We start from the raw sequence: 13439 nt of genomic DNA, 5'->3' as shown, positions 1-13439 counted from the left end.
CCCATGCCAATTGTCAAAATAGAACTCCTCCCAGGCCGGCCAGACCAAGTCAAAGAAGCCATCGCAGCCGAAATCACCGACACCATGGTCCGTCATACCGGCTCCGCGCCAGAGCACATCTACGTGATGTTCGATGAAGTTGCACATAACAATTGGGCCGTCGCGGGCAAAACCTTTGCTCGCCAAGAAGGAGGCAAGTGATGACCCGACAACGCGTTTTTCTCATCGGCGCGACCGGCACCATCGGAAAGGCCGTGCACGAGATGCTGACGGCTCGCCAGCACGAAGTCATTACGGGCGGGTTGCAAGATGCAGACATTGAACTGGACCTCTCCAATCCCGATTCGGTCTGTGACGCGTTCGAAACGCTCGGACGCGCCGACGCCGTGATATCGGCAGCAGGAAGGGCTGCCTTCTTTCCCCTTGACGCCGCCGACGCCGCGCCCTTGGCCGAATCACCCTATGGGCTGGGTCTGATCGACAAATTGATGGGGCAGGTCAACCTGGCTTTGCTGGCCAGGCATTACTTGAACAAGGGCGGGTCGGTCACACTCACCTCCGGGACCACCAGCGACGACCCTATCATCGGTGGCTCGTCGTTGAGCATGGTCAATGGCGGCCTCGAGAAATGGGTGATGGCGGCCGCCACTGAATTCCCGGCAGGGCTGCGCCTGAATGCGGTCAGTCCCAGCATCGTAATCGAGACTCCGGCCGCTCAACGTGCCGCCTTCGCCGGTTTCGAGCAGATTCCCGCCAGCAAAGTGGCGCTGGCTTATGTGCGCTGCCTGGAAAGCCGAATTACCGGCCAGACTCTCAAAGTCTGCTGAGTCGGCCGTTAATCAGTCGGCCTCCTGCGCATACTGGGCGAATATGCCCAGAGATAATTTATGTGGCTGGTCTGCCGTTGCTGCGGTGCATCCCCGCTCGCGCGGGGAACACGTTGCGATTCGCGCGTCCAGCCTGGCCGAGCTCGGTTCATCCCCGCTCGCGCGGGGAACACGGCAAACTGCATCGCGATCTCTCGGTTTCGGGCGGTTCATCCCCGCTCGCGCGGGGAACACTCGAAGTCGATCGTGTCCACCGCCGGCGCCGGCGGTTCATCCCCGCTCGCGCGGGGAACACTGGCGCACGGCGGCGAGCTGCCATTCGAGATCCGGTTCATCCCCGCTCGCGCGGGGAACACGCGAGCATGTACGAGCGGCTCCAGGCAATGCAGCGGTTCATCCCCGCTCGCGCGGGGAACACGACCTTGCATTGAACGTGGAGAGCTTCAGCGCCGGTTCATCCCCGCTCGCGCGGGGAACACTTGAAGTTCGTCAGATGACGGACGGGGAAATTCGGTTCATCCCCGCTCGCGCGGGGAACACCTGATGGGGCTGGCGTTCGGTGTGGAGCTGTTCGGTTCATCCCCGCTCGCGCGGGGAACACAACCAGCAAACCGAGCAAAAAATACTCTCAACCGGTTCATCCCCGCTCGCGCGGGGAACACCGCTGGCGGCGAACTTTCGGTTCAGATCCTCAGGGTTCATCCCCGCTCGCGCGGGGAACACGGATAGGTCCCGGCGAACATGGGACATCAGTTCGGTTCATCCCCGCTCGCGCGGGGAACACCCCAGGCCGTTCAACACCGGACTGCCGCCTGGCGGTTCATCCCCGCTCGCGCGGGGAACACTGGAGGAAATCTGTGCTGGTGCCGGGGCCATACGGTTCATCCCCGCTCGCGCGGGGAACACCTGCTCAATGCGGCTAGTAGATGCCGTGTTAGCGGTTCATCCCCGCTCGCGCGGGGAACACATACCGCTTCGCAGGCCGCGTGCGGGCTGTTGCGGTTCATCCCCGCTCGCGCGGGGAACACATCCACAGAGACACGTTCCAGTGATTCCAGTTCGGTTCATCCCCGCTCGCGCGGGGAACACGCCCAGGCACAAGAATGGCCGATGCTGGACGACGGTTCATCCCCGCTCGCGCGGGGAACACTCACGGTCGGACCATAGGATTCGGCTTTCCGCCGGTTCATCCCCGCTCGCGCGGGGAACACTCGGCATGCGCGACATAGACGGCCGCGCCAGGCGGTTCATCCCCGCTCGCGCGGGGAACACGCCCGGTACGTTGATGCGCACATGGTCGCCGCCGGTTCATCCCCGCTCGCGCGGGGAACACGACTCGGTGCCGGTGCCGAACTTCGCCGTGGTCGGTTCATCCCCGCTCGCGCGGGGAACACGCCTTGTCGTTGTCGGCGAGCTTCAGGACGTCCGGTTCATCCCCGCTCGCGCGGGGAACACGCCATTTCCTTTGTGACAATGAATTCGCGCGGCGGTTCATCCCCGCTCGCGCGGGGAACACCGGACCGTTGCCGCTGTACTTTTTCACCCAGGCGGTTCATCCCCGCTCGCGCGGGGAACACCACGGGCTCGATCACGCTCCTGGAGCCGCGCTGCGGTTCATCCCCGCTCGCGCGGGGAACACTAAGGCGATTTTTCCATGCGGCAGTTTATCACCCGGTTCATCCCCGCTCGCGCGGGGAACACGCCCAGGCCTGCCACGTCAACTTCGACAAGGGCGGTTCATCCCCGCTCGCGCGGGGAACACCCGCTGTGCCTCGTCGCCCAATTGCCGAAGAGCGGTTCATCCCCGCTCGCGCGGGGAACACGCCTCCTGACTCCATTTCAGCGGATCGTTCGTCGGTTCATCCCCGCTCGCGCGGGGAACACGCCGTAATAGGCTCGAATAGCAGCATCATGGGCGGTTCATCCCCGCTCGCGCGGGGAACACCGCTGGCTGTGGCCATTACTGCGGCACATCAACGGTTCATCCCCGCTCGCGCGGGGAACACCTGACCGGCGGCAAGATGTCGGTCTACGACGCCGGTTCATCCCCGCTCGCGCGGGGAACACCCGCGTTAGGACGAGCAGCGCGATTTTGTAGCCGGTTCATCCCCGCTCGCGCGGGGAACACATGATCGACCGGGCCAGCGACTGGAAATCCGCCGGTTCATCCCCGCTCGCGCGGGGAACACGTACCGCTGCCGAGCGTGCCTGGGCACGTCCGCGGTTCATCCCCGCTCGCGCGGGGAACACCTTTACCCCCTTGTTATGTTTTCCCCCGTTTTCGGTTCATCCCCGCTCGCGCGGGGAACACGATAGGGTCCTCGTAACCGCGCAACACCACGCCGGTTCATCCCCGCTCGCGCGGGGAACACACTTAGCTTAAGTATTTGATTAATAACCCAAAAGCGGCCGCGCAAAAGTCTACCGAGTCGAATTGTTAAAGACCGGAATTCTCAAGGGGACGAAAAGCGACAAACCTCAACCCGTCGAACTCAACGGGAATACGCCGATTTTCTCCCAAGGTCTGGAACTCGTAGCCGGACTCGTGACTGCTTGCCCACGCCATCACGACACTACCGTCCCCATACCCTTCGGAAAGCTGCTGCCAGATCATCTCGCGAGTCCGCCTAGAAACGTCCCCAATATATACGCCCGCACGTACTTCCAATAGCCAGATTGCCATGCGTCCGCGCAGGCGTGGCGGAACGTTCTCAGTGACGACAACTACAAAGCTCATTACTGCGTCCGATGGCCTGCATCGCCGATGCTTTCTGGATTCGGGATCGCGGGCGGCACCGACTCAGGCGGAGCTTCGGGCGGCAGAATGTTGCCTGCGGCAAGCACTTCCTCAATTAGCGGAATGATTCGACCCAACAATTTAGTCGAGCGAAACAGGTCCCTACATGCCAAACGAACCTCCCGTTCGGGGGTGGCCGGAGCCTTCGCTGCTATATGGAAGGCCAAAGGCACTACGGTTTCGAATTTGAACAGGTCGGCAATATCGTAGACGAACGACAAGGGTTTTCCGGTATGGATAAACCCGACCGCCGGCGCGTAGCCAGCGGCAAGCACTGCGGCTTCCGTGATTCCATATAAACAAGACGTCGCCGCCGACAAGCAACGATTGGGGATATCGGCAGCATCCCACTGCTGCCGGTCATAATTGCGTGATCGCCAGTCAACCCCGTGCTGGCGGGCCAGCAGCTTATAGGTTTCTCGTACTCTTGCCCCCTCGATACCACGCAATTGTTCAACGCTGCGTCGAGCGGGTGCCGGCTCGCCGAAGCGCAACTCGTACATCTTGCGCACCACTTTCAGTCGCAGTTCGTCGTCAAGAGCCAGCTTAGCCTGGTAGAGCAGGCGATCCGCCCTTGCTCCACCAGGCTGTCCGCTGGCATAAAGCCGTACGCCGGACTCGCCGACCCATACCAGCAGCGTACCCACAGTAGAGGCAAGGTGCACCGCCGCGTGGGACACACGAGTGCCCGGCTCAAGCATGATACATGCCACCGAGCCGACCGGAATGTGCATACGCACGCCGCTCTGGTCTATAACGACGAAGGCACCATCTTGAACATCGATTTGCCCGTACTGAATGAAGACCATCGATACACGGTCCTTCATCGGCAACGGCTTTATCGGAGGAAGCATTTTCAGGGTGCAAGGCTTAGGAGGCCGAATCCGAAAGCCTTGGCAGGCCCTATGCCACGTTTCATGGCACCTGCCAGCAGAACCGCGTCCGTCACCCGTAGCCGGCCCTCAAAGCATGCTCGCCGGAGACTGATCGGCATATTCTCTTTTCGCGCCCTCAGCACATCGCTCGACATGACTAACGCAGCCAGGACCGAGAACCCCGATTTCTCGCCTTGCCGTGCCAACCACGCCAATTGAGCGTCTTCGGAAACAAGACCATATCGTTTCCCGTCCCGCGTTACCGTGGTATTGCCGAAAAGGCGAAATCGGTAATCCGTGGCGTGCCGCAGCTGCTGTTCCGGAATTAGAACCTTCGACTCGGGTACTCCCCTGAGATAGCGATCCCTCGACGTCAACGCATCCCAGGACGGCAACGTCTCGGACTGCACAAGGATTACCGCCTCGTGCCAGTCGATAACGGGTTCTGACCGCCACAGGAACCGAGGAGGTAACGCGCCGCTATCGTTGACGAAACACCGCGTCAACGTACGGTGCATTTCGTACGGGTTGGCCAGATCGCGTCTGGCCTCCTGACTGCGCGGATCAAGCCGCAGCCTGCTCAGGTGCATGCTTGCCTCCGGGGCGAAAGAAAACCGGCTTTACGAAACGTGGGCCAAATTGGCGCTGCGCGAACGCAGCAATAGGCTGGTCCATCCGAACGCTGCCCTCGGACGCATCTTCCACAACGCCGCGTTTGGACATATCGGCCGGCGTATCGTCAACGAGGTCCGGCCAGACCGCCAAGGCCTGCACCAACGGCAACGCCAGGAGTGCACCCGGCAAATGCACAGGTTTGGATGGAACGAAACTCTTACGTCCAAGAGCCAATGGCCAGCGCGGCCTGCGTAGCGCCTGGTCGATCTGATCGAGTAGGCTATGCTGCCCCTCCAGACCCACTAAGAAAACCGCGTCGGCAAGAAAGTACCGTGGGCTCACGATGGTGCGTCCGGCATCGGCCTTTCCGCTGGAGGCAATAGCGACACCCGTGGCTGTTTGGTAGTCCCGCATGACGATGCCTTCGCGGTCGACACGCACCCCCATTCGCAGTGCAGCGAGATCATCTACTGGACTTTCGCGCTCGCGTCCGAGCGCGGCGCACACCAACCCGATCACGCCGGACTTGGACGGCTCAAGCTGGGTATCACGCTCATCATAGCGACTAGTCGTCCCCCACGATTGCATCGGCCCGTACAATTGCAGCAACAACGTCGCCATGTCAGACACCGAGCGCTGATGCAGCCATAGCCCGCGCCTGCTCTGCAAGTGCTTCAAGCTTTTGGGCCCTTTGTCCCTTGCCGTCAGGCCAGCGACCAGTGATATCCAGCACAAGCCAGCGATCGTTGTCGGAGCCATAGACGGCCGAAACCTTATTGTCGTAGTCGACGAGCCGCTCCACCGACTGGTCCGACAATCCCTGATCCAGACGCGCCGTCACTGGTTTTTCGAAGGCGTTGGCCAAGCTCATCGGCACGCCGTGCCTAAGCGATATGCCGACAAATTCAGGCAGGTTCTGTGCTGCGAAAGTGTTCTGCTTGCCGGTGGGAACCGCGAGCACCATCGCCTTGGCGAAAGCCTCGACCGAGGAAAGGACGAGATCATCGTCACCTTGCAGGTTCTCGTGCAGCTTATTGAGATCAAGAACCGCATAGCGGTAAAACGTTGCAGAGTTGAACTCCACTTGGCCGATCATTCCTGCGCCGGTCTCATCGTCGCCGCCGCGATCGTCCACCGCCGTGAAATAGTCGAACTCCCGCTCGACACGATGCGTGCTAATGGCATGCGCAACTTGGCATGCGGCGTTCTGGTTGGCAGCCGGCAGATCGGCCAGCATTCGGCCGAAAAGCGCAACATCGACGGCCTTGCCACCATCGAGCAAGGCCTTTGCCTTCTTGAGCAGCTCGGGTGGCAATGCCGACTTGGCGTCCTTCTTGCTTTTCTTGTCACCTCCGGTCGGCAATTGGTCCCAATGCTCTGCGATCAACGAGGCAAATGCCGTGATCTCCCCTTCGCCAAGAAACAGCAAATACTCGGTCTTGCCGTCTTCCTTGATCTTCAATCCCGCAGCACCCAGCGCCACTTCGATCTTCGCTTCCGCTTCCTCCGGTTCACGATCGGCGAGACGTTCGCGTAGGAGCGCCTTAAGCTTTTTCGTGCGTACGCCACGATGGGCCGGCGGGATCAGATCATAATCTCTAGCCATCATCCGGATCGAACGTTTGAAGCATTGACTACTGACCCGGGCCCTGCGTTGTCCCCCGAAAATAGCGTCCTTGGGTGACCCGGTATCATCGCGATTGAGATTGGACGGGGCGAAGTTCTGAATCAGGTGGAATTCTAGAAATGCGCTCATGATGAGGTTCCTACGATCAGGTTCGGCGTGGGCGTCCTAGCCGTTGGTTTGTTGGCCTTCTTTGGGGTTCTTGTGTTCGTCCTGAGCGGCACGATAGAAATCGCGCGCCCAGTGCTGGCGGATACGGTCACGCCGTACCGGATCGATGTAGGGATTCATCCAACGGCTCAGGTCTTCGATCAACTGCACATAGTCCAACCCAATGCCATCCGCCGCCAGCAGGGTTGTCGCCTGCCGCAGATAATTAGCAATGTTGTCAGGATCAGCCCCGAGCAGGGCGACGAATCGCTGCTCGATGCTGCCGCTTTCGCGCCTCCGCTGCAGATCCGCGAAGGCGGATGCAAAGGAACGGGAAGTCTGCTGCGGGTGACGGGCAAACAGCCCAGCCACCACATACAACGCCAAGCGGTAAGCGTCACGCTCATGTGCATCAGCAGGCACGAACCTTTCGACATGAGGAAATGCGGGAGGATAGGAGCCTGGCGGAAATGCCAAGCTATGGCGAAGCCTGGCCAATGCCGCGTTGTCCTTTTTTCTTACTAGTCCCTCAAGATGGGCGACAAAATCCTGGGCAGCCAATTCATACCTCTTCAGAAAGCGCGACCTGTGGCTTGGGACACCACTTGTTCAATAGAGCGTGAAACCTTGGGGTGTACTCGCCATCAGCGCGCAGCGCCCTCGCCGATTGACCAAGACAGATCAAAACCTCGTTCCAGGCACGCAAAGCGGCCCCACGCATTGCCTGATGCCAATCGGAGGCATCGCCTATGGCGCCCTCTCCAAGCTCACGTAGAGCCCCCGGCAACGCGCGCTCCATCGTCGCAAAATAAGTCGCCGCGAAGGGGCCGGCCTCCAGCAGCGCCCTGGCTCGACCCTGAGTATCTTTGCTCTTGCTGTCGGGCAGCGCATGAGCCAACATCCAAGTGGCCAGTCTGCGCGCATCGGAGAACAATGACTCGGCAGCCCGCAGCAATGAACCCAGCTGCTGCGCCTTGTCTGGATTGATTAACAACTCGGATGGCAGCACGATGCTATCGGCGCGCCAACGGAGAATTTTCGCCTGATCGCTTGCAACGCCAGCGATCAGCAGCAACTGATGCGGCGGTCTGGTGGCATCCGCCAAGTGCAGATTGATTGCATAGTTCAGTACAGCGGCGGGTTGGCCGCCGCTACCCTGGTCGGGAACCAATGCAGGCAAGTCGCGCCATATCGCCCTTCCTTCTGTGAAAGTCAGGCGAACAAGCCCGTTCGATCCAGCCCGATAACTAGCCATCGGGTCTGGCGCATGCGGATCCTCGCCCAGCGCCTGCCCGGCTCCAAAATGCAACCAACGGACACCGCCGTCATTCTCCCGTACCAACAGGACAGCACGGCTTTGCCGCGTGTACCTGTCGTTAGGACCGGTCGCCAGGACAGGCTCGGCACGTATTTGATCCGTGGTCAGCGGCTCACGCTCCCATGCCGGGAGATCCGGCTCAGCATGAGCAGTCGGTGCCGGGTGCAAGGCCAGACACAAGGTGCTCGCCAGGTTCGGACCCAAAGGAACGACAGCAGCCGTGTTGACAAGAGCGCCGGCTTTGTCGGAGTCTCGCAATGACTTCACCAGGCCTGCAGGCGTGAACTGGAGGAAGCCCAGCAAAGTGCATACGGCATCGGCGGCGGTGATCGTAACCGGATCACCATCCCAGGCGTGGTCGAAAACTACCGGCGTATTGCCGTTAGCGCTGGCGAGTGCAATCTGTGTCCAGGGCTTGCGCTTGTCTCGGGTTTCAGGGGCGGAGGCCAGTGCGGGTACCTGGAGGAACGGGACTTCCGGGTGAAAGAGCCAGAAGCGGTCTCGCCACCGTTCCAAGTACGCGTGGATATCGGATAGCGGCAGGCCCTCGGCGTGCCAATCCGCCCGGTCTTCGTCACCCCAGCGCTCGCGCGCCTGGGTCAGGGCTCGGTGGACAATGGCCAATAGCAAACGGTACTGAGCCACCAGGCTAGGCGGCGCTGTTTCTGCCAAGGCGACGATCTCGCGACTACGGGCGAATACCTCCTTAAGACCCAATCGCACGACCGTCCCATCACCGAAACGGACCGGCAACCATTCTTCGTCCAAGAGGCTAAACGACTTGTCCACGTATTCCCCTCCACGGATTGGATCCTTGGTCCATCCCGATTCACGCTTCATCGAACAGCGACACGGCAGAAATGACCTTCAACGCCACTTAATCAACCGAAGGCGAGTGATGTTTTTAACAAAACAATTCAAAAGAAGTCAAAATGTTTCTTTAGAGGCGGGCAGCATCTCCGCTGCGTACAGCAAAAGCTGGAGACTTTATTACGCAGACTTTGTCGTTTCGTACACCAGTCCTAGCGATGGGTCCAAGACAAGGCCGAACCCGGCTGTAGCCTCGTAGCGTCCCTCGATTAGCGGCAAAGGAAACAGATTCCGCAAAAGCGGATGCTCCGCGAAGGCTGCAACGGGCTCGCTATTGTGGAAATGCCGTACCAGCGCCGCCCGCGAAACAGTGATTTGTCTGTCGTAAAGCCGGCGGGCGAGCGAGTCAGGTACGGGCTCTTTTGGTGAAAACTCGGGGCCCCCATGTACCCGCCACAGCTCGTCTTCAAGTACCTCAACGGGGACAACGGTGATGGATTCCGGTCCCAGCCTCGTGCGATTCAACAGTCCGGCAGCCTCGCCCCGTTCAGCTTCTTCATAGCCGCGGGGCTTGTTCACGTAGGCGTCGCTAGGACTGCTGCCGGGGTCGATGGCGATATTCAGAAACTCTCTCCGCCTAAGCTGCACCTTGGCCAGATGTTCGCCATGAAACACCGTATCGATGCGGGAAGCGACATCTGCGGCGACGCCTTCAGGAATCGGGGTGTCGCCATAGACGGCCTGGACCCAACGGTCTATGTCCGCCGGCAGATCGAGTCGAGAGACGGGATGCAGCAGCGCCCAGGTCCGTGCCAGAATGTATGGGTCATAGACATGCCCCCAACCGGTTTCCTTCAGTTCCGGAAGCCTGCCGGGAATCAGTCCGGCCACCCACAAACGCGGGCTCGCATGAACCTCGGGCCGCTGACGCAAATGGCGATGCAGCCGCCCTGCACGCTGCAGGAGCAGATCGACCGGAGCCAGATCGCTCAGCATGAAATCGAAGTCGAGGTCCAATGACTGCTCCACGACTTGCGTGGCCACCAGCAGCGCACGGCCCGGCCTGATACCATCCAGCCCGAAACGTCTCAGCACTGCATCCTCGAGCTGACGCCTTACCTCGGCAGGAAAACGAGCGTGAAACAGCAACAGCTCGGTATCGCTGTCCAAGTGCCGCTGCAGCAAAAGATACAGCTTCTGGGCTCGGTCAACCGTGTTGACAATCACCGCGCCGCAACCACCTTCGGCGACGAGCAACAGCGCCTGAGCAGCGAGCGAATCCAGGGATTCATCGAGGCCAGAGAGCGTGATAGGCGCCTGTTCCCTGGCAGCGAAATGCTCAGCACGAATCCCTGCGGCGTCGGCGATGATGACACGCGGATAGGCGAGCTCCGGTATCCGATTCACCTCCACCCCCCACCGAAGCAGCAGTTCTATCTTCAGTGACTTGGGCAACGTCGCACTCATGAGGACGACCGAACTGCCAAGCGCCTTGAGCCAGCATAGTAGAACAGCGATCAGGCCGGAGGTGTAGGTGTCATATGCGTGCACTTCATCAAGCACGATTACCCGATTGGCCAAGCCCCACAAGCGAACGAAGTGGTGTTTGACGTTGAGCACACTGAGCAACGCTTGATCGACCGTACCTACACCATAAGGAGATAACAAAGGACGCCTGCGCTGCGAGAACCATGCGGAGACCGCGATACTCTCGGCCCTCGAGCCGTTAATATCCCGCAATCGCCACACGTCCTCGGCCATCGATGCCCCACCGTGTATGAGCTGAATATCGATGTGTCCTGCTGCGAATTCCTCAAGGAAGGAGAGCGCTCTGCGAAAGATGGCATTTCCCGTCGCCTGAGTCGGCGTCGCCACATACAATCCACGGTGACCGTTGCTCGCTTGCAGCCTCAGCAACGCCAGAAAGGCTAGTTCCGTTTTGCCCTCGCCCATCGGCGCCTCGACCAAAAAAAGAGCCGGTCCTTGCGCTTGGCGAAGCAGGCAATCTCCCACCTGCTGCAATGGACGTGGCTGGATGCCATTGCGGCCGGTCATCCGACTGAGCAGCGACTCCGTCGTCGGTGAACCATCGAGCCCAACTAGCGGCCGATACGCGTCCCAACCAATAGTCCGTAAAGCCTTGGTCGCCAGATGGCATGCATTGGTGTAATGGTCGTGAAGCGACTCCTCACGCTCCCCTAGGGGAAACCAGTCGGGGTTCGAAGCAATCCAATCAGCCGTACTGGTGAGCCCGGCCAACCAATTGACTGCTGGCAAGCTTAGTCTGGGATACGTGGTCGCGCCGCCAGGAGCCAGGACTTTCCGATAAAGCGTCAGAATTTCCAACCGGACGGTTGCCCACTCGGAAGGCTCGCCGATAGGTCGACCGTTCTGAACTTCAGAAACCAAGAAATGAAAACCATGATGGGCAGCAACTGCCTGGACAACGCTCCGCCACCATGATCGTTCCTTACGCGGCATGCCTTCCATGAAATCGGATAGCAAGGCCGCGGATGCAAGGTCATGCCTGTCCATCTCGACGGCTGCTGCAGGATACGTCAAGCCGGCCTCACGACTTACCTGCATACCGGGTTCCCACTTGCTCTGAAACCCCGGAATGCCTTTGCCGAAATCGTGCAGTCCTACCAAAAGAGCCATCCAGCGCGAAACGTGTTTGGGCTCCAGGCCAAACGCTTCGGCAGCCCAGCGTCGGGTGGAGTCCGGCTCGTGTTCGAGAATGACTTGTGCCGTTGCGGCAACGTCCAGAAGATGGGCCAAGAGCCCATGTCCTGGTTCTCCGCTCTTCGCCCATAAAGACCTTGCCAAAGGCGAAAGGTGCGAGAAAGTCGGCATGTCCGCAACGCCGTTCATCAATTAAGCCCCCACCGAACCGACGCAGTGCGCCTTCTGAAATTGTCGCTGCAACCACGCCTTGGACGACGCCAGTGCATTGCTAAGATGACATAATAGTGGAGGCGGGTTGCAGCACACTTTCCCAACCTCGGACGCAAACACCGGGGGACTCGGGCGTCTACCATTTTGCCGGTAAGCCACCTGGGACGAAGTCACGACATTGACTGGGACGAAAGATTATCGCGCGGGGAACACGTAGGCATCCTGGCCTTTCTTCTTGACCCGCCTCGGTTCATCCCCGCTCGCGCGGGGAACACGGGACGATCACGGGCGATTTCTTCATCGGCAACGGTTCATCCCCGCTCGCGCGGGGAACACGACACGCCCGAGGTCCGGGCGCTGGTCGATCTCGGTTCATCCCCGCTCGCGCGGGGAACACAACAGATCGTCCTGCTGACCCGCGTCGCCGGCCGGTTCATCCCCGCTCGCGCGGGGAACACAGCAGCTATGCGCCCCATCTGGCCCAGGCATTCGGTTCATCCCCGCTCGCGCGGGGAACACCGCAATCGCATCGACACTTCGGGTTACTGTCGCGGTTCATCCCCGCTCGCGCGGGGAACACATATCCACGCTCGATTCCTTGAGCGCGACCGTCGGTTCATCCCCGCTCGCGCGGGGAACACGCGTGCGCGATGCTCGAGCAGAACACAACCGCCGGTTCATCCCCGCTCGCGCGGGGAACACAGCAGCCCGTGGGCCAGCTTGGCGATCGTCGACGGTTCATCCCCGCTCGCGCGGGGAACACCCGAAGGCGTGGACGCGGGCCCAAGCCGATGCCGGTTCATCCCCGCTCGCGCGGGGAACACACTTTCGCCGCGGTCGGGAAATGATCCGAGACCGGTTCATCCCCGCTCGCGCGGGGAACACCCAGTAGACAAACCGCTTACTGAAGGTGTCCTCGGTTCATCCCCGCTCGCGCGGGGAACACGTGCGCAGGAATTCCCGCGCTTCGTCGAGTTGCGGTTCATCCCCGCTCGCGCGGGGAACACGATATCCATGGGGATGCGCCGGCCGCGATCGTCGGTTCATCCCCGCTCGCGCGGGGAACACCCATGGTGGGCTCAATCACCCAGTCCATGTACGCGGTTCATCCCCGCTCGCGCGGGGAACACCCATTCGGCGCCTTGACCAACAGAAACCCGTGCGGTTCATCCCCGCTCGCGCGGGGAACACCCTATCAAGGTATCCCATGGCAATTACGAAAACGGTTCATCCCCGCTCGCGCGGGGAACACGGTGTCCCGAATCTATCGGCAAAGAGATCCGCCGGTTCATCCCCGCTCGCGCGGGGAACACCGCAATTGCGACCGCGAGCCGGCCCCATGTGACGGTTCATCCCCGCTCGCGCGGGGAACACTCGGTCGAGGCTTTCGCGCGAATCTGGGCCATCGGTTCATCCCCGCTCGCGCGGGGAACACCCCCAAGAACCTCATCGATATCTGATGTAGGACGGTTCATCCCCGCTCGCGCGGGGAACACGAGGGCGCTCATGCCTGACTAGCAGGATCCGC

At 60.7% G+C, this 13439-nt stretch carries 10 protein-coding genes and 2 CRISPR repeat arrays (1 of these 12 cut by a window edge); of the genes, 2 read left to right on the top strand and 8 right to left on the bottom strand.

The features are described from left to right. Positions 1-3 precede the first annotated feature (3 nt). The gene (gene thmT, locus QHC78_RS05425; protein WP_319742868.1) at positions 4-201 is read left to right on the top strand and encodes a 2-hydroxymuconate tautomerase; all 198 of its coding nucleotides are present in this window, start codon (positions 4-6) and stop codon (positions 199-201) included. Further along, positions 201-827: a short chain dehydrogenase gene (locus QHC78_RS05420; RefSeq protein WP_319742867.1), complete on the top strand. Its 627-nt coding sequence runs from the start codon at positions 201-203 to the stop codon at positions 825-827. The genes thmT and QHC78_RS05420 overlap by 1 nt, the downstream gene beginning before the upstream one ends. Positions 828-910: 83 nt before the next feature. Next, positions 911-3199: a CRISPR direct-repeat array (repeat unit 29 nt; unit sequence CGGTTCATCCCCGCTCGCGCGGGGAACAC). A gap of 65 nt (positions 3200-3264) precedes the next feature. Here QHC78_RS05420 and cas2e read toward each other — a convergent pair. The 8 genes from cas2e to cas3 all read right to left on the bottom strand — a co-directional run bounded on the left by cas2e (position 3265) and on the right by cas3 (position 11869). Continuing rightward, a complete protein-coding gene (cas2e, locus tag QHC78_RS05415; protein WP_319742866.1) occupies positions 3265-3564 on the bottom strand; it encodes a type I-E CRISPR-associated endoribonuclease Cas2e in 300 nt (99 codons plus the stop codon). Beyond that, positions 3564-4451, bottom strand: a complete 888-nt coding sequence (cas1e, locus tag QHC78_RS05410; RefSeq protein WP_319742865.1) for a type I-E CRISPR-associated endonuclease Cas1e — start codon at positions 4449-4451, stop codon at positions 3564-3566. Before cas1e ends, cas2e begins: the two co-directional genes overlap by 1 nt. Before the next feature lie 29 nt (positions 4452-4480). Then, positions 4481-5089 (bottom strand): type I-E CRISPR-associated protein Cas6/Cse3/CasE, encoded by a 609-nt coding sequence (cas6e, locus tag QHC78_RS21115; protein ID WP_413816417.1) that lies wholly within the window; start codon positions 5087-5089, stop codon positions 4481-4483. Beyond that, the gene (gene cas5e, locus QHC78_RS05405; RefSeq protein WP_319742864.1) at positions 5064-5735 is read right to left on the bottom strand and encodes a type I-E CRISPR-associated protein Cas5/CasD; all 672 of its coding nucleotides are present in this window, start codon (positions 5733-5735) and stop codon (positions 5064-5066) included. Before cas5e ends, cas6e begins: the two co-directional genes overlap by 26 nt. Position 5736: 1 nt before the next feature. Beyond that, entirely contained in the window at positions 5737-6870 is a 1134-nt protein-coding gene (gene cas7e / locus QHC78_RS05400; protein WP_319742863.1) for a type I-E CRISPR-associated protein Cas7/Cse4/CasC, read from the bottom strand. 36 nt (positions 6871-6906) lie between these two features. Then, entirely contained in the window at positions 6907-7449 is a 543-nt protein-coding gene (gene casB / locus QHC78_RS05395; protein WP_319742862.1) for a type I-E CRISPR-associated protein Cse2/CasB, read from the bottom strand. A gap of 1 nt (position 7450) precedes the next feature. Beyond that, on the bottom strand, positions 7451-8995 hold the full coding sequence (gene casA / locus QHC78_RS05390; RefSeq protein ID WP_319742861.1) for a type I-E CRISPR-associated protein Cse1/CasA: 1545 nt from the start codon (positions 8993-8995) through the stop codon (positions 7451-7453). A 201-nt stretch (positions 8996-9196) separates the two neighbouring features. Beyond that, the gene (cas3, locus tag QHC78_RS05385) at positions 9197-11869 is read right to left on the bottom strand and encodes a CRISPR-associated helicase Cas3' (protein ID WP_319743458.1); all 2673 of its coding nucleotides are present in this window, start codon (positions 11867-11869) and stop codon (positions 9197-9199) included. A gap of 288 nt (positions 11870-12157) precedes the next feature. Beyond that, positions 12158-13439: direct repeats of the CRISPR family, unit length 29 nt; unit sequence CGGTTCATCCCCGCTCGCGCGGGGAACAC; it runs 1616 nt beyond the window's last position.

Origin of the sequence: Pigmentiphaga sp., assembly GCF_033795525.1 — a bacterium.
GTDB lineage: Bacteria > Pseudomonadota > Gammaproteobacteria > Burkholderiales > Burkholderiaceae_B > Pigmentiphaga.
The sequence above is the reverse complement of the archived record's forward strand: the minus strand, read 5'-3'. Positions and strand labels throughout refer to the sequence as shown.

Coding starts and splice junctions, on each gene's coding strand:
- cas3 (WP_319743458.1), bottom strand. CDS start 11,869: ATGCCGACTTTCTCGCACCTTTCGCCTTTGGCAAGGTCTTTATGGGCG.
- cas6e (WP_413816417.1), bottom strand. CDS start 5,089: ATGCACCTGAGCAGGCTGCGGCTTGATCCGCGCAGTCAGGAGGCCAGA.
- cas5e (WP_319742864.1), bottom strand. CDS start 5,735: ATGGCGACGTTGTTGCTGCAATTGTACGGGCCGATGCAATCGTGGGGG.
- cas1e (WP_319742865.1), bottom strand. CDS start 4,451: ATGAAGGACCGTGTATCGATGGTCTTCATTCAGTACGGGCAAATCGAT.
- cas7e (WP_319742863.1), bottom strand. CDS start 6,870: ATGAGCGCATTTCTAGAATTCCACCTGATTCAGAACTTCGCCCCGTCC.
- cas2e (WP_319742866.1), bottom strand. CDS start 3,564: ATGAGCTTTGTAGTTGTCGTCACTGAGAACGTTCCGCCACGCCTGCGC.
- QHC78_RS05420 (WP_319742867.1), top strand. CDS start 201: ATGACCCGACAACGCGTTTTTCTCATCGGCGCGACCGGCACCATCGGA.
- thmT (WP_319742868.1), top strand. CDS start 4: ATGCCAATTGTCAAAATAGAACTCCTCCCAGGCCGGCCAGACCAAGTC.